This window comes from Burkholderia sp. AU44665 (assembly GCF_030504405.1).
In the GTDB taxonomy this organism is placed as follows: Bacteria; Pseudomonadota; Gammaproteobacteria; order Burkholderiales; family Burkholderiaceae; genus Burkholderia; species Burkholderia semiarida.
This window is the reverse complement of sequence record NZ_JAUJRI010000008.1, coordinates 49,055-68,603: the sequence shown is the minus strand read 5'-3', so window position 1 is coordinate 68,603 and position 19,549 is coordinate 49,055. Positions and strand designations below refer to the sequence as shown.

Here is a 19,549-nt window from a genome sequence, read left to right as displayed (position 1 = left end):
GGGCGCTCGCTTCAATGCAGGAAATCCTGCATCCGGTAATACGCGCCGACGAGCGGCAGAAACCACGCGTGCCCGAAATGGCCGGGTATCGCCGGCCATTCGAGCTCGCGCCACGGGTTCGAGGCGGCCGCGCCATACAGCACGTCGGCCATCACACGGCCCATGTGCACCGACATCTGCACGCCGTGGCCGCTGTAGCCCATCGAGTAATAGAGCCCGTCGTGCTGGCCCGCGCGCGGCAGCCGGTCGGCGGTGATGTCGACGAGGCCGCCCCAGCAGTAGTCGAGCCGCACGCCGGCCAGTTCGGGGAAATAGCCCGCCATGCCGGCGCGCAGGACGTCGCCGCTCTTCGCATCGGAGCGCGGGCTCGACATCGCGAAACGCGCGCGGCCGCCGAACAGCAGCCGGTTGTCGGGCGTCACGCGGAAGTAGTTGCCGATCTGGCGCGACGTCACGTACGCGCGGCGGTGGGGAAACAGCCGGTTCAACTGCGCGTCGGGTAGCGGCTCGGTCACGACGATGAAGCTGCCGACCGGCGCGATGCGGCGCCGGAACCACGCGAACGGCCCATGTTGCGACGCGCCGGTCGCGACCAGCACGCGGTCGGCGACGATCGTGCCGCGCGTGCACGTGATCGTGTGGCGCTCGCCGTCGAGCCGCTCGATCTGCGTGACGGCCGCGTGCTCGTACACGCGTGCGCCCGCCCGCACGGCCGCCTGCGCGAGGCCGACGCCGAACTTGCCCATGTGCATCTGCGCGCCGTTGCGCTGCAGGAGCCCGCCGTAGAAACCGTCGGACGCGATTTCATCGCGGATCCGCGACGGCTCGATCAGTTCGATGTCCGGATCGACGTCGCGCCGCAACGCATCGAACGTCTTCGCGAGCCCAGCAAAGTGCTGCGGTTTCGCGGCGAGCTTCAGCTTGCCCGCGCGCCGGAAATCGCAGTCGATCGCATGGTCGGTCACGATCGTCTCGACGCTCTTCACCGCGCTTTCGTACGCGAGATAAAACTGCTTCGCCTGCGCGGCGCCGATGCGCGCGGCCAGCGACGCGTAATCCTGCGCGACGCCCGTATTGCACTGGCCGCCGTTGCGGCCGGATGCTTCGCCGGCGACCTGCGCGGCTTCGAGCACAACCACCGAGACGCCGCGCTGCGCGAGCGCGAGCGCTGCCGACAGGCCGGTGAAACCGCCGCCGATCACGACGACGTCGGCCCGCCCCTCGACGGGGCCAACGCTTGCGTCGCGAAACGCGGGGCGGGTATCCAGCCAGTACGATTCCAGTTTCATCGGATCCTTCTTGTGCATGCCGGCAACGACGATCGGCGACCGTTCAATGAGAATCATTTAATCACCGTCAAAAACCGCAGTTGCCGCGTATTCGCGCACGGCACGCGTATAAATTGCCGTTTTGCACGACCGCCGCGGCAGACTATGCGGCGGGCCGTTCACCGCACCGCGCGATGAACGGTTCGCGCGCCACGCACTACAACTGCACCGGCGTGACACCTGCGGGAATCGGCTCTGCCTGGAAGCGCGCGAGATCTTCCTCGCTGCGATGGCACAGCACCTGCGCGCCGTTGCCGAGCGTGCGCAGCGACGGCGCCGTCCGGTTGCACACGCCGTCCACGCGCATCGCGCAGCGCGACAGGAACGGACACAGCTCGGCCTCGTTCTCGCGCTCGCCGATCGACACCAGCGGCCGGTGGCAACGCTCGGCCGCATCGTCGAGCCAGCCCGCGCGCAGCTCCGGCGCGGACGACACCAGCAAGTGCGAATACGGGTGATAAGGCGGCGCGCACAGCGCGTCGCGGCTGCCCGTCTCCACGCGGTGGCCCGCATACAGCACGACGATGTCGTCGCTGATCGCGCGCACCTTCGCGATGTCGTGCGTGATGAACACGTACGACACGCCGAGCTTCGCCTGCAGGTCGCGCAACAAATCGATGATCGCGGCGCCGACGACGGTGTCGAGCGCCGACGTGACCTCGTCGCACAGGATCAGATCGGGCTCGGCCGCGAGCGCGCGCGCGAGGTTCACGCGCTGCTTCTGCCCGCCCGACAGTTCGCCGGTACGCCGCGAGGCGACCGCCGGCGGCAGCCGCACGAGCTCGAGCAGCTCCGCGACGCGCTGGCGTGCACGCGCGCCCTTGATCCCGTGATAGAACGCGAGCGGCCGCGCGAGCGTGCGCTCGACGGTATGCACCGGGTTGAGCGCGGTATCGGCGTTCTGGAACACGATCTGCACGCGGCGATGCTGCTCCTTCGTCCGTTTGCCGATATCGCGGGCGAGCGGCTCGCCGTCGAGCAGGATCTCGCCGCCGGTCGCCGGCACGAGGCCCGCGATCACCTTCGCGAGCGTCGTCTTGCCGGAACCCGATTCGCCGATCACGCCGACCGTCTGCCCGCGCCCGATGCGCAGGTCGACTTCATGCAGGATCACCTTCGCGGGCCAGCCGTTCGCGGCGCGGCCGCCGTAGCCGGCGATCGCGCCGCGCACGTCGAGCAGCGGCGCCGGCTCGGCCGGCGCTTGCGCCTGCGCCTGCGCATCGCGTCCGGCATCGTTCGGCGTGACCGCCGCGATCAGGCTCTGCGTGTACGGGTGCGCCGGCGCATGCAGGATCTGTTCGGTCGCGCCCGCCTCGCGGATCACGCCATCGCTCAGCACGACGATCCGGTCGGCCATCTGTGCGACCACGGCCAGGTCGTGCGACACGTACACCGCACTCATCCCGTAGCGCCGGATCACGTTCTTGAACGCCTGCAGCACGTCGATCTGCGTGGTCACGTCGAGCGCGGTGGTCGGCTCGTCGAGGATCACCAGCTCCGGATCCGTGATCAGCGCCATCGCGGCCATCAGCCGCTGCAACTGCCCGCCCGATACCTGGTGCGGATAGCGCTTGCCGATCGTCTCCGGCTCCGGCAGCGCGAGCGCGCGAAACAGCTCGATCGCCTTCGCCTGCGCGTCGCGCTTCGTCATCGTCCCGTGGATCAGCGCGCTCTCGATCACCTGATCGAGAATCGTGCGCGACGGGTTGAACGCGGCGGCCGCGCTCTGCGCGATATACGCGACCTTGCGGCCGCGCAGCGCGGTCAGCGCCGGTCCGGAAAGCGTGCACACGTCGGTGCCGTCGAGCTTGACCGAGCCGCCGGCGATCCGGCATCCGGCGCGCGCATGGCCCATCAGCGACAGCGCGATCGTCGTCTTGCCGGAGCCCGATTCGCCGATCAGCGCGAGCACCTCGCCGCGCCCGATGTCGAAATCGACGCCGTGGACGATCGTCGTTTCCTCGCCGCCCGGCCGGCCGCCGACCACGCGCAGCCCGCGCACCTCGACGAGCGGGTTCGATTCGTGTCGCATCAGTGTCCTCCGGCGGCGCCGGCCGCGCCCTTGCGGCGGCCGCGATGCGGCAGGCCGTCGATCAACAGGTTGACGCCCACCGTCAGGATCGCGATCGCGACCGCGGGCATGATCGCGACGGCCGAGCCGTCGCCGAGGCTCGCGATGTTCTCGCGCACGAGCGAGCCCAGGTCCGCATACGGCGGCTGCACGCCGAGCCCGAGAAAGCTCAGGCCGCTCAGCAGCAGCACGACGAACGTGAAACGCAGCCCGGTGTCCGCCAGCATCGGGTGGATCATGTTCGGCAGCATCTCCACGCACGCGATGTACAGCGCGCTTTCGCCGCGCGCCCTGGCCACCTGCACGAATTCGAGCGTGCTGATGTTGACGGCGAGCGCGCGCGCGATCCGGTACGAGCCCGGCATGTAGCTGACCGCGGCGGTAAGGATCAGCAGCGGCAGCGACGAGCCGAACGCGGCGACGAACATCAGCGCGAACATCTTCGACGGAATCGACGTGAGCGCGTCGAGCAGCCGGCTCATCGTCTCGTCGACCGCGCGGCCCGACACGGTCGCGAGCAGCCCGAGCGTCGTGCCGGTCACCGCGGCGAGCAGCACCGCGGCCAGCGCGAGCAGCACGGTCAGCCGCGTGCCGTACAGGATCCGGCTCAGCATGTCGCGGCCGAGGAAGTCGGAGCCGAACGGCAGCTTCGCGCTGAACGGCGCGAACACGTCGGGCGTGACGATCGCGCCGACGTCATGCGGCGCAATCAGCGGCGCGAACAGCGCGACGAACAGCATCAGGCCGGCCATCGACAAGCCGACGCGGCCGCCGGTCGTCAGGGCGATGCGCGCGGCGCGGCGCTTGCGCGGCTGGTCGGGGGCAGGCGCGGCAGGCGGCAGGCCGCCCCGCCCCAGGGGCGGATCGCCGGATGGCGGCAGCGCGCTGCTGCGTTGAACGGGTTCGATCGGTTGCATGGGCGGCATCTCGGAAGGAAGACGAAACACTCAGGTGCGCAGTCGCGGGTTCGACACGATCGAGCACAGGTCGGCGAACAGCACGAGCGTCAGGTAAGCGACGCAGAAGATCAGCGTGCACGCCTGGACCAACGGGAAATCGCGGTTGCTGACGGCGTCGACCATCAGGCTCGCGAGGCCCGGATAGTTGAAGATCGTCTCGACGACGATCACGCCGCCGAGCAGATACGACAGGCTCAGCGCGATCGCATTGGCGATCGGGCCGATCGCGTTCGGCAGCGCATGGCGCAGCACGACGCGCGCGGGACTCGCGCCTTTCAACACGGCCATCTCGACATACGACGCGCTCAGTTGCTCGATCACCGCGGCGCGCGTCATCCGCGCCATCTGCGCGATCACGACCGCGCACAGCGTGAGCACCGGCATCGCATACGCACGCAGGAAATCGTGCAGGCTTTCGATCGGGCCGCTGTACGACAGCGCGGACAGCCAGTGCAGCTTCACCGCGAACACGAGCACGGCGACCGTCGCGATCAGGAATTCCGGCGTCGCGACGAGCGACAGCGTGCCGAGGCTGATCACGCGGTCGACCATCGACTCGCGCTTGACGGCCGCGAGGATGCCGAGCAGCAGCGCGATCGGCACCGACACGGCGGTCGTGATCGCCGCCAGCGTGAGCGACTTCGGCAGGCGCCCGCCGATCAGCTCCGACACCGGCATGTCGCCGGACAGCGACCGGCCGAAGTCGCCGTGCGCGAGCCCCGCGAGCCAGTGCGCGTAACGTACGTGCGCCGGCATGTCGAGACCGAACTGCTGGCGCAGCGCGGCGACCGTCTCCGGCGTCGCCGACTGGCCGAGCGCGGCCTGCGCGGCGTCGCCCGGCAGCAGGTTCGTGATCGTGAAGATGATCGCGGACACGATCAGCAGCGTCAGCGCGGTGACCGCGATGCGCCGGCCGATCAGCCCGATGAGGATTCGGTTCATGGTGCAGCACTCCCGAAAAAACCACGCGTGGCCGGCGCGGTGGCCCGCACCGGCCGCGCGACGGCGGCCAGCCACAACGTCATGCGTTCCACCACACGTTCTCGGCGAACGTGAAGCCCATCATCGGCCCGGTAGGGATCGAACCGAGGCCCGCGAGCCGCTTGTCGTAGCCGTCGAGGAAGCTGATGAACGCCGGAATGCCGACCCGGCCCTGCTGCGACACGATCACCTGCATGTCGCCGTACATCTGCTTGCGCTTCGCGTCGTCGGTTTCCGAGCGCGCGGCGAGCAGCAGCTGGTCGAACTTCGCGTTCTTCCAGCCCGACTCGTTCCACGGCGCATCCGACTTGAAGAATTGCGTGAACAGCACGTCGGCGCTCGAGCGCGGATTGATGTTGCCGAACGTGAGCGGGTGCTTCATCCAGTGGTTCGACCAGTAGCCGTCGGGCGACGCGCGGTTGACCTGCAGGTTCAGACCGATCTTCTGGCCGACCTGCTGCAGCAGCACGGCCATTTCGATCGACCCGTTCGCGTCGGACGTCGCATAGATCGGCGGCAGCGTCGCGCCGAGCGCGCCCGCCTTCCGGAGCAGGAATTTCGCCTTGTCCGGATCGTGCGGCCGCTGCGGCAGCGACGCGTTGAAGTAGCGGTGCCCCGGCGGAATCGGCTGATCGTTGCCGATCACCGAGTAGCCGCGAAACACCGCCGAGCGGATCTGCTCGCGATCGAACAGGTACTTCATCCCTTCGACGAAATCGGGGTTCGCGACGATCGGGTTGTCGCTGCGCATGATCAGGTCGGTGTAGAGGCCCGACTTGGTTTCCTTCAGCGCGTAGCCCGGCGTCGACGCGACCCGCTGCGTCGAGCGCGGATCGATCGCGTTGATCAGGTGCACGTCGCCCGACAGCAGCGCGTTCAGGCGCGCGGCGCTGTCGCTGATGCCGATCATCTCGATCTCGTCGAGATACGGCTTGCCCGGCTTGAAGTAGCTGTCGTTGCGCACGCCGACGGTCGACACGCCCGGCTTGAACGACTTCAGCTTGTACGGGCCGCAGCCGATACCGGTCGAGAAATCGGTCGTGCCGTCCTTGACGATCACGAGCTGCGGCGTCGCGAGGATCACCGGCAGATCGGCGTTCGCGCTCGCGAGCGTCAACGTGACTTCGTCGGGGCCGGTCGCCTTCGCATCCGCGAATTGTTCGGCGAGCGTCTTGACCTTCGATGCGGTGGCCGGATTCTTGTGGCGCATCAGCGAAAACACCACGTCGGCCGGGCCGACCGGCTTGCCGTCGTGGAACGTGACGCCCTTGCGCAGCTTGATGATCCAGGTCTTCGCGTCGGTCGTCTGCAGCGATTCGGCGAGATTCATTTGCGGCGTCAGGCTCTGGTCGAGCTGCGTGAGGCCGCTGTAGAACATGAAGAAGCGGGTGTAGTCCGCGCCCGTCGAGCCCTTGGCCGGGTCGAGCGTATCGGCCGTCGAGCCGGATTCGTTCGCGACCCGGATCTTGCCGCCGCGCTTCGGCGCGGGCGCGGCGAACGCCGGCTGCGCATCCACCAGCAGCCCGCCGCCGACGGCCATCATGCCGCTCGCCGCCATGACCTTCATCATGTCGCGGCGCGTGAAGCCGCCCTTGCCGTCATTGTCGATATCGTCGCTCATCCGAACTGCTCCTGACTGTGGGAAGTGGGTCCAAGGGTCCAGCGTGGTTGTTCAATCCCGCTACGTCCGCTTGCTGGTGGCGGGCGCGACGTCGTACACATGCAATTCATTTAAGCATCGCCAAAATGCGGTTTGTCGCGATTCGGGCCGCCCGCACGATACGAATCGACCGTTTTGGGCCACCCGCGCAGCATGAATTGCTGCGTGCGCGCACGTGTCGCCGTTGGCCCGGCGGCGTGTCGCGGCGGTTGCCGAACCCGTGTCGATGCAGGAAATCGTAAGGCCGCGGCCGCCGCAGATTGCGCCGACAAAATTGCTCATTCGGCATCCGGCGCGCGTTTGGCTCACCCAAACCGCACGTTTGTGTCGAACGGGCGTGCGCGTGCCGAGCGCGGTCGAAATGCGCGGCACGTTGCGGCAGATCGCCGCATGCACGGGCGTCGGCGGTGGCGGTCGCGACGGTACGTCGCGCAGGAAAGTTCAGAAGAATGCCGCGCGATCTGAACGGCGCTGGGAGAGGACGGGAAGATGACGGGACTGCCCGGGAACCGGGTCCGTGCAGCCGTCAGGCGCCGCGCCCGCGTGCCGCGGCGCGTGCGTCACCGGCATGTCGGCGCGCACGCCGGCGCGGCGCACGAGAGGCGGGAGATGCGCCGGCTACCCGCGGACGGCGCGAAGCCGTCAGGCCGCCAGCCGGAATACCGATACGGCGGCCCGCAGGCGCGCGGCCTGCTCGTCCAGCGACGAGGCGGCGGCCGCCGCCTGCTCGACGAGCGCGGCGTTCTGCTGCGTGACTTCGTCCATTTGCGCGACCGCCAGCCCGATCTGTTCGATGCCGGTGCTTTGCTCGGCCGATGCCGCCGAAATCTCGCCCATGATGTCGGCCACCCGGTCGATCGAGCGGACGATCTCCGTCATGCGCTCACCGGCCGTCTCGACGAGCCGGCTGCCGCTGCCGGCCCGCTCGACCGACGCGTCGATCAATCCCTTGATGTCCTTCGCGGCCGCGGCGCTGCGTTGCGCGAGCGAGCGGACTTCCGATGCGACGACGGCGAACCCGCGCCCCTCCTCGCCGGCCCGCGCGGCTTCCACCGCGGCGTTGAGCGCGAGAATGTTGGTCTGGAATGCGATGCTTTCGATGACGACGGTAATGTCGGCGATCCGTACCGATCCGTCCGAAATCTGCCGCATCGTTTCGACGACCGCCTGCACGGCGGCGCCGCCGAGTTCGGTCGCATCCTTCGCCTGGGCCACGAGCGCATTCGCCTGGCGTGCGTTGTCGGCATTCTGTTTGACCGTGGACGTGATCTGCTCCATGCTCGCGGCCGTTTCCTGCAGCGACGCGGCCTGCTGCTCCGTGCGCTGCGACAGATCCAGGTTGCCTTGCGCGATCTCGCCGGTGCCGGTGGCGATCGAGTGGGTCGTGGTCTGGATTTCGGCGATGGTCTCGGTCAGCCGCGCCTTCATGTCGCCGAGCGCGACGAGCAGGCTGCCGGGCGCGGCGTGCGCCGTATCGAACTGCACGTCCAGCTCGCCGGCGGCGATGCGGGCGGCGATCTGCGTCGCATGCGCGGGCTCGCCGCCGAGCGTACGTCTGACGCTGCGCAGCACGCCCCATGCGATGGCCGCGAGCGCCGCGGCGATGACGAGCGCGACGGCGCCCAGCACCATCGCGAGCCGGGTAAACGCCGCATTGATGTCGTCGTAGAAAAATCCCGTGCCGATCCACCAGTTCCAGTCCGGAATCGCGACCACGCCCTGGAGTTTCGGCTCCAGGTCCGCATCGGGGCTGCGCTTGACCAGCACGTCGACGAGCGCGAAATGCGCCTGCGCCATGCCCGCGCGGTACGCCTCGCTGTCGGTCAGGCCGCTGGTCGTGCGGTTGCCTTTCGCGCGCGTGCCGATGAATTTCGCGTTCGGGTGCACGAGGTTGACGCCGTCGGACGTCGTGACCCAGAAGTAGCTCTTCGAATTCGCGTTGAGCGCCGACAATGCGGCCTTGGCCTGCTGCTGCGCCTGCTCCTGCGTGAGCGTGCCGTTCGTCTGCATCGCGCGATACGAATCGACCAGATGCTCGGCCTTGGTCAGCAGAATGACGACCTCTTCGCGGCGGCTGTCGATCAGCGCGTCGCGCAGCGTATGCAGCGACAACGCGGCGAGCAGAACGACGCCGAGCAGCGCCGCGACGACGAGCATCAGCAGTTTCGTGGACAACTTCATGCGGGGCCTCGCAATATTAACCGTTCGGTACATATATCGGCCCGGGCGGGCCGGCCTTGAACGATTCAATATCGGTAATTACCCTCGCTTCGTGCGCTGAACGAACGCGCGACGAGACGCGACGGGCCTCGGCGGCATCGCGGCCGCGTGCCGTCGCGCGTTCGATGGATCTGCCGGCGCCGGCGGCTTACAGCCCGAGCTGCGTCGCGAGATGGCCGATGTCCGACACTTCGTAATAGTTGTAGAACGGCGTGCCCGGCTCGTGGCCGCGGTTCACGAACGCCTTGTGCTTGATCCCGAGATCCTCGGCCGTCATCAGGTCGTAGCGCAGGCTCGACGACACGTGCAGCACGTCCTCCGGCTTGCAGCCGAGCTTGTCGAACATGTATTCGAAGCCCTGCATCCGCGGCTTGTACGATTGCGCCTGCTGCGCGGTGAACACGGCATGGAACGGTGCGCCGAGCTTGTCGACGTTGCTCATGATCTGCTCGTCCATCGCGTTCGACAGGATCACGAGCTTGTACTTCGACGCCAGCCGCGACAGCCCGGCCGGCACGTCCGGGTGCGGGCCCCACGTCGGCACCGCCAGATAGAAGCGCTCGGCCTCGGCTTCGTCGAACTTCACGCCGATCCGCGCGCAGGTGCGGCGGACCGCGTTGACGACGACGTCGCGGTACGGCTTCCACGCGCCGAGCACCTCGTCGAGCCGATAGGCGGCGAACGCGCGCACGAATGCCTCCATCGCGGCCGGCGTCAGCCGGTCCGCATAGATTTCGCGCGCCGTCTCGGCCATCCGGAAATGGGTCAGCGTGCCGTAGCAGTCGAAGGTGATGTACTTCGGTTCAAACTGGATCATGGTGACGTCCTGTCGGTGTGAAGCCCCGGCAGGGCCGGGGGCGGGCTGGGTTGTACGAAATTGAATCAGGGCAAAAAGTCGTTCGCGCGTCGTTCGGCGCCGCTCAAAACGCAGAATCGCCGCGTGTTGCGCGGCACATGCAGCACGATCTGCGGTGCGATCCGGCGGACGCCGCGGAGCCGGCCGATGGGCGCCGCGCCACCGCGGCCGGCTCGCCTGCCGGTGAGACCCTTCGGCAGGCGGCACTGCCGCCGTGTATTCATCGTAGCGGCATTCCCACAGCACGAATGGTCGGATCGACCGGCCGCGCCGGCACGATCCGCGCGTTCGTGCGCGCCGATCGCGCGGGTTTGCGTCGATCGTGCGGCAGCGCCCGCCGGCGCCGGAAAACAGGCGAATCGTCCTATCCGCGCCGCCACCGCGCTGGCAGAGTGAACGAGTCATTTCCACCCATCCGGAGTCCGGCGTGTCCGACCTCAATCCTTCCCGCACGCTTACCTATCGCCCGTTCGCCGAAACGGACCTGCCAGCCGCGCATCGTCTGTCGGAGGCCGTCAAGTGGCCGCACCGGCTCGACGACTGGCGCTTCGTGTTCCAGCTCGGCGGCGGCTTCGTCGCCGAAGACGAAACCGGCGTCGTCGGCACCGCGCTCGGCTGGCGCTTCGGCGAATCGCACGCGTCGCTCGGCATGGTCATCGTGTCCCCCGAGCGCCAGGGCCGCGGCATCGGGCGCGAGTTGATGACCCGCGTGGTCGACAGCCTCGACACGCGAACCATCTTTCTGCATGCGACGCCGGCGGGCGAGCCGCTGTACGCGAAATTCGGATTCGACGTGATCGATACGATCGATCAGCACCAGGGCGCCGCGTTCCAGCCTCCGCTGATCTCGCTGCCGCCCGGCGAGCGCCTGCGCCCGCTCGGCACCAACGACGGGCCGCGCCTCGCCGCGCTCGCGTCGCGCGCCGCCGGCTACGAACGCGGCGCGGTGATCGATGCGCTGCTCGACGTCGCGAACGGGATCGCGCTCGACCGCGACGGCGAGTTGCTCGGCTTCGCGCTGTTCCGCCGGTTCGGCCGCGGCCACGTGATCGGCCCGGTGGTCGCACCCGATGCACTGCGCGCGCAAGCGCTGATCAGCCACTGGCTCGCGCTGAACGAGGGCATGTTCGTGCGGCTCGACGTGCCGGGCGACAGCGGGCTGTCCGACTGGCTGCAGGGGCTCGGGCTGCCGCGCGTCGACACCGTCGTCGCGATGGCGCGCGGCGCAACGCCCGCGCGTGACCCGGCGCTGCGCACGTACGCGATCGTGAACCAGGCGCTCGGTTGACAGGACGCACGATGAGCTTTCTCTACAAGGCCGACCCGGTGCGCGGCGCGCAGTGGGCGGCGCGCTTCGCGCAACAGGCGCCCGATCTGCCGTTCCGGATCTGGCCGGACCTCGGCGACGCCGAAGCCGTCCGCTATCTCGCCGCATGGCAGCCGCCGGACGATCCCGTCGCGTTGCTGCCGAACCTCGAAGTCGTGTTCTCGGTCGGCGCCGGCATCGACCAGTTCGACCTGTCGCGCGTGCCTTCGCACATCCCCGTCGTGCGGATGATCGAGCCGGGCATCGTCGAAGGGATGGTCGAATACGTGACGCAGGCCGTGCTGACGATCCATCGCGACCTGTTCGACTATGCGGCCCAGCAGCGCGACCAGGTGTGGCGCGAGCATCCCGTGCGCGCGGCCGCGTCGCGGCGCGTCGGCGTGCTCGGGCTCGGCACGCTCGGCCAGGCCGTGCTCGACACGCTGCGGCGCTTCGGTTTCCCGTGCGCCGGCTGGAGCCGCACCCCGCGCACGCTCGACGGCGTCGACTGCTACGCGGGCGACGCGGCGCTCGACGCGTTCCTCGCCCGCACCGACATCCTGATCTGCCTGCTGCCGCTGACCGACAGCACGCGCGGCCTGCTCGGCGCGCGCGTGTTCGATGCGTTGCCGGCCGGCGCGTCGCTCGTGCAGGTCGGGCGCGGCCCGCAACTGGATTCGGCGGCGCTGCTCGCGGCGCTCGCGAGCGGCCGCCTCGATAGCGCGATCCTCGACGTGACGGATCCCGAACCGCTGCCGGCCGGCCATCCGTTCTGGACGCACCCGCGCATTCGCATCACGCCGCACATCGCCAGCGCGACGCGGCCCGACACCGCGGTCGACGCGGTGCTCGCGAACCTCGCCCGCCATCGCGCGGGCCAGCCGATGATCGGCGTCGTCGATCGCGCGCGCGGCTATTGACCCGACGCGCGCCCGGCCCGCCGGGCGCGCAGCAGAAAATGCCGAAGCGCCCCGTGCAAACGCCGCGTGCGTACGTTTCGGGCCGCAAATTGAAGACGCATGCGGATTTCTCGCCCGTTAGCATGAACTCACCGCTGACACCCGACGAGAGTCCTGCCCTCCATGAACCAAGCCGCGCTGATCGAAGCCGATCGTCAACACCTGATCCACCCCGTCGTCAATTACCGTGCGCACGAGGCGCGCGGCGTCACCGTGCTGGAATCCGCGGACGGCGTGTTCCTGCGCGACGCCGCGGGTCACACGCTGCTCGACGCGTTCTCGGGCCTGTGGTGCGTGAACGTCGGCTACGGCCGCGACAGCATCGTGAAAGCCGCCGCCGACCAACTGGCGAAGCTGCCCTACGCGACCGGTTATTTCCATTTCGGCTCGCAGCCGGCGATCGAGCTCGCCGAGCGGCTCGCCGCGCTGGCGCCGCCGTCGCTGAACCGCGTGTACTTCACGCTCGGCGGCTCGGACGCGGTCGATTCCGCGATCCGTTTCATCACGCACTATTTCAACGCGACCGGCCGCCCGTCGAAGAAGCAGATGATCGCGCTGGAACGCGGCTATCACGGCTCGTCGTCGATCGGCGCCGGGCTCACCGCGCTGCCCGCGTTCCACCGTCATTTCGACCTGCCGCGCGCGGACCAGCACCATATTCAGTCGCCCTACCCGTACCGCCATCCGCTCGGCGACGATCCGCAGGCGCTGATCGCCGCGTCGGTCGCCGCGCTCGAGGCGAAGGTCGCCGAACTCGGCGCGGACAACGTCGCCGCGTTCTTCTGCGAGCCGGTGCAAGGCTCGGGCGGCGTGATCGTGCCGCCGGCCGGCTGGCTGAAGGCGATGCGCGACGCGTGCCGGCGCCTCGGCATCCTGTTCGTCGCCGACGAGGTGATCACCGGCTTCGGCCGCACGGGCCCGCTGTTCGCATGCGAGGCCGAACAGGTCGATCCGGACCTGATGACCGTCGCGAAGGGACTGACCGCCGGCTATGCGCCGATGGGCGCGGTGCTGATGTCCGACGAAATCTACGAAGGGATCGCGGGCGATCGCGCCGATTCGCCGGTGGTCGGGCACGGCCACACGTATTCCGCGCATCCGGTGAGCGCGGCCATCGGCCTCGAGGTGCTGAAGCTCTATCACGAAGGCGGGCTGCTCGCGAACGGCCAGGCGATGGCGCCGCGCTTCGCGGCCGGGCTCGATGCGCTGCGCGCGCATCCGCTCGTCGGCGACGCACGCTCGATCGGCCTGCTCGGCGCGCTCGAACTGGTGACCGACAAGGCGCGCAAGACGCGCTTCGACCCGGCGCTGAACGTGCCGGACAAGATCGCGGCCGCCGCGTACGCGAACGGCGTGGTGTTCCGCGCGTTCGGCGACGGCGTGCTCGGCTTCGCGCCGGCGCTGAGCTTCACCGCGGGCGAATTCGACCTGCTGTTCGAACGCTTGCGCAAGACGCTCGACGACGTGCTGGCCGACGCCGGCGTGCAGCGCGCGCTCGACGCCGCGCATGCGCAGCCGGCCTGACGGGCCAAGGGAAAGCCGGGCTTGTGGTGGCCATCGTTCGACTCTAAAGTAACCGGACATTCCATTTTTCCGACTCACGTGAACATGACGGACAGCAAGCTGGATCGCATCGACCTGCGCATCCTCTCCCAGTTGCAGAAGCGCGGCCGCATGACCAACGTCGAACTGGCCGATGCGGTCGGGCTGTCGCCCAGTCCATGCCTGATCCGCGTGAAGCGGCTCGAGAAGGCCGGCTACATCGGCGGCTACGGCGCGCACATCCAGCTCGAGAAACTCGGTGACGTGCAGGTCGTGTTTACCGAAGTCACGCTGGCCGACCACCGGCGCGAGGATTTCGACCGGTTCGTCGCGGCGATCCGCAACGTCGACGAGATCGTCGAATGCCACCTCGCGAGCGGCGGCTACGACTATCTGCTGAAGTTCATCACGCGCAGCGTGAGCCATTACCAGACGATCGTCGAAGGCCTGCTCGAGCAGAACATCGGCATCGAGAAGTATTTCAGTTACGTGATCATCAAATCGCCGTTCGTCAAACGGCACTATCCGCTCGAATCGCTGTTCGGCGAACGTCACTGACGCACGGCCGCGTCACCCCGGAACGCGACAGCCCGCTGTTCGCGCAGGGGGCGTCGCGCCCCGCCGTGCCGCCTTCGTCACCGAACCGCCTCATCCAAGGACCTGCCATGCCGCTTACGCTGACCCGTACCGAACTCCTGCGCTCCGCCAACCTGATCGACGGCACGTGGCGCGACGCGCACGACGGCCGCCGCTTCGACGTCACCGATCCGGCGACGCTCGAGACCGTTGCCCACGCACCCGACAGCGGCGCCGCCGACGCACGCGCGGCGACCGATGCAGCGGCACGCGCGCTGCCCGCATGGCGCGCGACGCCCGCGCGCGAACGCGCCGCGATCCTGCGCGCCTGGCATGCGGCGATCGTCGCGCACACCGACGATCTCGCGAAGCTGATGTCGCGCGAACAAGGCAAGCCGCTTGCCGAAGCGCGCGGCGAAGTCGCGTACGGCGCGTCGTACGTGCTGTGGTTCGCCGAGGAAGCGACCCGCACGTATGGCGACCTGATCCCGCAGCAGCAGCGCGGCAAGCGGTTGAGCGCGGTGAAGGAGCCGATCGGCATCGTCGCCGCGATCACGCCGTGGAATTTCCCGCTCGCGATGATCGCGCGCAAGATCGCACCCGCGCTCGCGGCCGGCTGCACGGTGGTCGCGAAGCCGGCGGAGGACACGCCGCTGACCGCGCTCGCGCTCGCGTTTCTCGCGCAGGAAGCCGGCGTGCCGGCCGGCGTGCTGAACCTGATCACCGCGTCGCGCGAACGCGGCATCGAAGCGGCGGCGGACTGGCTCGCCGACGGCCGCGTGCGCAAGATCACGTTCACCGGCTCGACGCCCGTCGGCAAGCTGCTCGCGCGCGAATCGGCGGCGACGTTGAAGAAGCTGTCGCTGGAGCTGGGCGGCAATGCGCCGTTCATCGTGTTCGACGACGCCGAGCTCGATGCCGCGGTGGACGGGCTGATGGCCGCCAAGTTCCGCAACGGCGGGCAGACCTGCGTGTCGCCGAACCGCGTGTACGTGCAGGCCGGCGTCTACGATGCGTTCGCGCAGAAGCTCGCCGCGCGCGTGGCCGCGCTGAAGGTCGCGCCGGCGACCGATCCGGCCGCGCAGATCGGCCCGATGATCAACGCGCGTGCGGTCGACAAGATCGCGCGCCACGTCGGCGATGCCGTCGAACGCGGCGCGCGCGTGCTGACGGGCGGCAAGCGCCTGACCGAGCTCGGCGCGAACTTCTACGCGCCGACGGTGCTCGCCGACGCCACCGCCGACATGCAGCTCACCTGCGAGGAAACCTTCGGCCCGATCGCGGCACTGTTCCGCTTCGATACCGAGGACGAAGCGGTCGACGCTGCGAACGACACGCCGTTCGGGCTCGCCGCGTATTTCTACACGCAGGACGTGCGGCGCATCGCGCGCGTGTCGGCACGGCTCGAAACGGGCATCGTCGGTATCAACGAAGGCGCGCTCGCGAGCGAGGCCGCGCCGTTCGGCGGCGTGAAGGAATCGGGCTATGGCCGCGAAGGCTCGCGCTATGGCCTCGACGATTACCTGTCGATCAAGTACCTGTGCCAGGGCGGGCTCGACTGAACCGGGGTCGCCGCGCGTTCCGCTCCCGTTGGCGTGTCCTTGCGGGTGTGGGTGCAACGAGGCGGCCGGTGCGAGCGCCATGCCGAATCATGCGTGCGCGACGCGTCACCCCGTCGTCCCCGGCGGAGTCGTACCCGCCGCCCCGGGTAAAAACGCATTGCCAACCGGAATTTGTGTGCGCATTGTCGGCGGACGCCTCGTCCACCGCCGCACTCGCCATGCATTCCGCTCCGCTGTCGTCCGCCGCAAGCCTTGCCGACACCGCGCCTGACGCGCTGCCGTTGATCCGGCGCTTCGCCAGCGAGGATGTCGATACCCACGCGGAATGCACGCACGGCTGGTCGATCCGGCTCGATCAGTTGTCGCCCGGGCCGTTCCGCGGCACGCTGCACGAAATCCGCTTCGACGGCATGCAATTGCTGCGCGAACGCTTGAACCGCGCGCTGCTCAAGCGCGGCAACCAATGCGCCGGCAGGACGTCGTTCAGCATCCCGCTGGAAACCGCTGGCGCCGGCTTCTGCGGCGGCGCGCCGCTGCGCGACAAGGCCCTGCTCGTCTCCGGCGGCACCGCGCTGCCGGAACTGCGCACGCCCGACCATCAGGACGTCGTGCTGTTGACGGTGCCCAACGACACGCTGCACCGACTGGCGTGGCTCGGCGATCGGGACGAAGACGGCGACCGCGTATCGTCGGGCGACACCCGCATCCTGCGGGTGCCCGCCGCGCGCCATCACGTGTTGACCTCGTTGCTGATGGCCGGCTTCGACGCGGCCGATACGCCGGAGCGCCCGCTCACGCGGCCGCACACAGGCAAGTCGCTGCGCGACGCCATTCTGGTCGAACTCGTGCACGCGATGGAGGCGGCCGGTCGCCCCGTCCGGCTCGAGCCGTCCGCGCGGCACCGCGTCGTCGATCGCGTACGCGAGCTCGTCGCGGCGCGGCCCGATGTTCCGTTGACCGTGCTGGACGTATGCCGCGAAGTCGGCGCGAGCCGGCGCAAATTGCAGTATTGCTTCGAGGAAATCCTCGGCACGCACCCCGCGTGGTACCTGCGCGTGCTGCGGCTGAACGCGGTGCGCCGCGAACTGCGCGAACATTCCCCGGCGAGCGCGTCGGTCAGCGATGTCGCGTGCCGCTGGGGCTTCTGGCACCTGAGCCGGTTCGCGTCGCACTACCGGGAACTGTTCGGCGAACTGCCGTCCGACACGCTCAAACGCCCACCGCGATAATTACCAAAAGCGGATAACGCCCCGGATTTTGACGTTCCTAGACTCCGTACACATTTCAACTGTACGGGGAACGGCACGATGGAAATCCTCAGACGTCCGCACGGCGTGCGGCGCTGCCGCACACGCACCACCGCCGTCGCGATCGGCACGTTGGCGGCCACGCTCGCCTGCCAGCACGCCCACGCGCTCGAAAACGACGGCCCGATCACGCCGTTCGGCGTATTCGATTTCGGCGCGGGCATCACGCCGCCGCCCACGCCGAACGGCACGCTCGCCACCCGCTTCGCGTACTACTCGACCCGCACGATCCGCAACGGCGGCAACGCCGACTTCTCGCTGACGGTCGCGTCCTGGAGCCTCGCGTACATCCGGATGACGAACGCGAAACTGTTCGGCGCGAACGTCGGCTTCGGTGCGGTCGTGCCGTTCCTGAACCTGAACGGGCACGTGAACGTACCGACGCCGGCCGGCACGCTCGCGATGTCGGCCGATCCGACCAACATCGGCGACGCGGACTTCCAGCCGCTGATCCTCGCATGGACCTCGCCGAACCTGTTCGTCAACGTCGCCCTGCAAGTGCAGGCGCCGACGGGCGCGTATCGCGCCACCCGCCTCTTCAATCCCGGCGTCAACCACTGGACCTTCTCGCCCATCATCGGCGCGACGTACATCACCGATAGCGGATTCGAAATCTCGACCAGCATCGAGATCGATCAGAACACGACGAACCGCGCAACCAACTATCGCAGCGGCACCGGGTTCCGCCAGGAATTCGCGCTCGGCCAGCACATCGGCCCGTTCACGGCGGGGTTGGGCGGCTACATCGAGCGGCAGTTGAGCAACGACCACGGCCCGAACGTCGACGGCAACCGTGCGCGCGTGAATGCGCTGGGCCCGGCGATCAGCTACGTCGAGCCGGGCAAGCCCGCGGTCTGGCTGCATGCGTACAAGGAATTCGGCGCGCAGAACCGCGCGCAGGGTTACCAGGTCGCGCTGCGTGCCGCGCTGTCGTTCTGATGTTCCGATTCGGGAGCCGTCGATGAATCCGCTTTCCTCAACGCAATCCGCGCCCGCCTATACGCATACCGCCCGACAGGCCGGTACCCGCCAGGGCGCCGTACTGCTGCTCGGCAGCAGTCTCACCGTGATGGGCGCGGTCATGATCGCACCGATCCTGCCGAAACTCGCGGCGGAATTCGTGCCGGCCGACCCGCGGCTGGCCGCGCTCGTCCCGCTCGTCGCGACCGGCCCCGCGCTCGCGATCGCGCTGTGCGCGCCGCTCGCCGGCTGGCTGGCCGATCGCGTCGGACGCAAGACGTTGCTGTTGCTCGCGACGCTCGTGTATGGGCTCGTCGGCGCGGCGCCGGCATGGCTCGACAGCCTCGCCGCGATCCTTGTGTGCCGGCTCGCGCTCGGCGCGGCGGAAGCGTGCGTGATGACCTGCTGCACGACGCTGATCGGCGATTACTGGCATGGCGAACAACGGGTGCGCTACGTGAACCGGCAGGTCGTCACGATCGGGATCGTGGGAACGGTGTTCTTCGTGCTCGGCGGCGCGGCCGGCGAGCACGCATGGCGCTATCCGTTCTATCTGTACCTGTTGCCGATCCTGCTCGTGCCGGCGATTGCGACCGTGCTGTGGGAACCGCTGCGCGACGGCCTGCCCGCCGAACCGGCCGACAGCGACACGCCGCCGGCCGGCAACCGGCTCGCGCCGACGCTCGCGGTCGGCTACGGACTGATCTGCATCGGCATGGTCAGTTCGTTCGTGGTGCCGGTGCAGATGCCGCAGTTGATGGTCGACATCGGTCAGCGCTCGTCGACGATGATCGGTGCGGTCGCGGGCGTCGGCCTGCTGTCGACGCTGGCCGGTTCGATCGCGTGGCCCTGGTTGCGCGATGCGCTCGGCCGCCGCTTCGTCAACGTCGTGCTGCTGGCGCTGCTCGCGGCGGGCCTGTTCTTGCTGGCCCGCGCGCATACGGTGCCGGCCATCGTCGTGGCGGTCGTGATTCACGGCTTCGGCGGCGGCATGCTGGTGCCCAATGCGATTCTGCCGCTGATGCGCACGCTGTCGCTCGCGATGCGCGGCCGCGGCCTCGGCGGTTTCACGGCCGCGCTCTATCTGGGCCAGTTCGTCAGCCCGCTCGTCGTGCTGGGCTGTGCGCAGGCATTCGGCGGGTTGCGCGCGGCGGTGTGCGCGATTGCGTCGGGCACGGCCGTCGCCGCATTGTCGTGGTTGTTGCCGGCGCTTCGCCGTCGCGACGACGCATGACCCATTCACGTTTTCCCGTTCCCGAACC

Annotated in this window: 15 protein-coding genes; 8 read left to right on the top strand and 7 right to left on the bottom strand. The window is 68.8% G+C overall.

What is annotated here, in order from left to right; genetic code table 11:
* Positions 1–11: 11 nt before the first annotated feature.
* The 7 genes from QZM15_RS18255 to QZM15_RS18225 all read right to left on the bottom strand — a co-directional run bounded on the left by QZM15_RS18255 (position 12) and on the right by QZM15_RS18225 (position 10,036).
* Complete coding sequence (locus tag QZM15_RS18255) at positions 12–1,346, bottom strand: FAD-binding oxidoreductase (RefSeq protein ID WP_089466187.1); 1,335 nt, start codon at positions 1,344–1,346, stop codon at positions 12–14.
* A gap of 139 nt (positions 1,347–1,485) precedes the next feature.
* Entirely contained in the window at positions 1,486–3,360 is a 1,875-nt protein-coding gene (locus QZM15_RS18250; protein ID WP_060011035.1) for an ABC transporter ATP-binding protein, read from the bottom strand.
* Positions 3,360–4,316 carry an ABC transporter permease gene (locus QZM15_RS18245; RefSeq protein WP_059637497.1) on the bottom strand — a complete coding sequence of 319 codons (957 nt, stop codon included), beginning with the start codon at positions 4,314–4,316 and terminating at the stop codon, positions 3,360–3,362. The genes QZM15_RS18250 and QZM15_RS18245 overlap by 1 nt, the downstream gene beginning before the upstream one ends.
* A 30-nt stretch (positions 4,317–4,346) precedes the next feature.
* On the bottom strand, positions 4,347–5,300 hold the full coding sequence (locus tag QZM15_RS18240; RefSeq protein WP_302106961.1) for an ABC transporter permease: 954 nt from the start codon (positions 5,298–5,300) through the stop codon (positions 4,347–4,349).
* Between the two features lie 79 nt (positions 5,301–5,379).
* The gene (locus QZM15_RS18235; RefSeq protein ID WP_059577926.1) at positions 5,380–6,960 is read right to left on the bottom strand and encodes an ABC transporter substrate-binding protein; all 1,581 of its coding nucleotides are present in this window, start codon (positions 6,958–6,960) and stop codon (positions 5,380–5,382) included.
* A 681-nt stretch (positions 6,961–7,641) separates the two neighbouring features.
* Positions 7,642–9,180 carry a methyl-accepting chemotaxis protein gene (locus QZM15_RS18230; RefSeq protein ID WP_059577918.1) on the bottom strand — a complete coding sequence of 513 codons (1,539 nt, stop codon included), beginning with the start codon at positions 9,178–9,180 and terminating at the stop codon, positions 7,642–7,644.
* A gap of 187 nt (positions 9,181–9,367) precedes the next feature.
* Positions 9,368–10,036: a haloacid dehalogenase type II gene (locus QZM15_RS18225; protein ID WP_059577915.1), complete on the bottom strand. Its 669-nt coding sequence runs from the start codon at positions 10,034–10,036 to the stop codon at positions 9,368–9,370.
* Positions 10,037–10,502: 466 nt separating this feature from the next.
* Here QZM15_RS18225 and QZM15_RS18220 point away from each other — a divergent pair, with 466 nt between their 5' ends.
* The 8 genes from QZM15_RS18220 to QZM15_RS18185 all read left to right on the top strand — a co-directional run bounded on the left by QZM15_RS18220 (position 10,503) and on the right by QZM15_RS18185 (position 19,521).
* Entirely contained in the window at positions 10,503–11,363 is an 861-nt protein-coding gene (locus tag QZM15_RS18220; protein WP_099318485.1) for a GNAT family N-acetyltransferase, read from the top strand.
* An 11-nt stretch (positions 11,364–11,374) separates the two neighbouring features.
* Entirely contained in the window at positions 11,375–12,301 is a 927-nt protein-coding gene (locus QZM15_RS18215; protein ID WP_059637512.1) for a glyoxylate/hydroxypyruvate reductase A, read from the top strand.
* A gap of 162 nt (positions 12,302–12,463) precedes the next feature.
* Positions 12,464–13,864, top strand: a complete 1,401-nt coding sequence (locus tag QZM15_RS18210; protein WP_302106960.1) for an aspartate aminotransferase family protein — start codon at positions 12,464–12,466, stop codon at positions 13,862–13,864.
* Positions 13,865–13,948: 84 nt separating this feature from the next.
* A complete protein-coding gene (locus QZM15_RS18205) occupies positions 13,949–14,440 on the top strand; it encodes an Lrp/AsnC family transcriptional regulator (RefSeq protein ID WP_006749694.1) in 492 nt (163 codons plus the stop codon).
* A gap of 107 nt (positions 14,441–14,547) precedes the next feature.
* The gene (locus tag QZM15_RS18200; protein WP_302106959.1) at positions 14,548–16,020 is read left to right on the top strand and encodes an NAD-dependent succinate-semialdehyde dehydrogenase; all 1,473 of its coding nucleotides are present in this window, start codon (positions 14,548–14,550) and stop codon (positions 16,018–16,020) included.
* Positions 16,021–16,238: 218 nt separating this feature from the next.
* Positions 16,239–17,249: a helix-turn-helix domain-containing protein gene (locus QZM15_RS18195; protein WP_302106958.1), complete on the top strand. Its 1,011-nt coding sequence runs from the start codon at positions 16,239–16,241 to the stop codon at positions 17,247–17,249.
* 78 nt (positions 17,250–17,327) lie between these two features.
* Positions 17,328–18,266, top strand: a complete 939-nt coding sequence (locus tag QZM15_RS18190; protein WP_059577898.1) for a transporter — start codon at positions 17,328–17,330, stop codon at positions 18,264–18,266.
* Positions 18,267–18,288: 22 nt separating this feature from the next.
* Positions 18,289–19,521 carry an MFS transporter gene (locus tag QZM15_RS18185; RefSeq protein ID WP_059577896.1) on the top strand — a complete coding sequence of 411 codons (1,233 nt, stop codon included), beginning with the start codon at positions 18,289–18,291 and terminating at the stop codon, positions 19,519–19,521.
* Positions 19,522–19,549 lie beyond the last annotated feature (28 nt).

What these genes read in the sequence shown, in the direction of transcription:
- QZM15_RS18255 (WP_089466187.1), bottom strand. Translation starts at nt 1,346, where the DNA reads ATGATTCTCATTGAACGGTCGCCGATCGTCGTTGCCGGCATGCACAAG.
- QZM15_RS18250 (WP_060011035.1), bottom strand. Translation starts at nt 3,360, where the DNA reads ATGCGACACGAATCGAACCCGCTCGTCGAGGTGCGCGGGCTGCGCGTG.
- QZM15_RS18245 (WP_059637497.1), bottom strand. Translation starts at nt 4,316, where the DNA reads ATGCAACCGATCGAACCCGTTCAACGCAGCAGCGCGCTGCCGCCATCC.
- QZM15_RS18240 (WP_302106961.1), bottom strand. Translation starts at nt 5,300, where the DNA reads ATGAACCGAATCCTCATCGGGCTGATCGGCCGGCGCATCGCGGTCACC.
- QZM15_RS18235 (WP_059577926.1), bottom strand. Translation starts at nt 6,960, where the DNA reads ATGAGCGACGATATCGACAATGACGGCAAGGGCGGCTTCACGCGCCGC.
- QZM15_RS18230 (WP_059577918.1), bottom strand. Translation starts at nt 9,180, where the DNA reads ATGAAGTTGTCCACGAAACTGCTGATGCTCGTCGTCGCGGCGCTGCTC.
- QZM15_RS18225 (WP_059577915.1), bottom strand. Translation starts at nt 10,036, where the DNA reads ATGATCCAGTTTGAACCGAAGTACATCACCTTCGACTGCTACGGCACG.
- QZM15_RS18215 (WP_059637512.1), top strand. Translation starts at nt 11,375, where the DNA reads ATGAGCTTTCTCTACAAGGCCGACCCGGTGCGCGGCGCGCAGTGGGCG.
- QZM15_RS18210 (WP_302106960.1), top strand. Translation starts at nt 12,464, where the DNA reads ATGAACCAAGCCGCGCTGATCGAAGCCGATCGTCAACACCTGATCCAC.
- QZM15_RS18205 (WP_006749694.1), top strand. Translation starts at nt 13,949, where the DNA reads ATGACGGACAGCAAGCTGGATCGCATCGACCTGCGCATCCTCTCCCAG.
- QZM15_RS18200 (WP_302106959.1), top strand. Translation starts at nt 14,548, where the DNA reads ATGCCGCTTACGCTGACCCGTACCGAACTCCTGCGCTCCGCCAACCTG.
- QZM15_RS18195 (WP_302106958.1), top strand. Translation starts at nt 16,239, where the DNA reads ATGCATTCCGCTCCGCTGTCGTCCGCCGCAAGCCTTGCCGACACCGCG.
- QZM15_RS18190 (WP_059577898.1), top strand. Translation starts at nt 17,328, where the DNA reads ATGGAAATCCTCAGACGTCCGCACGGCGTGCGGCGCTGCCGCACACGC.
- QZM15_RS18185 (WP_059577896.1), top strand. Translation starts at nt 18,289, where the DNA reads ATGAATCCGCTTTCCTCAACGCAATCCGCGCCCGCCTATACGCATACC.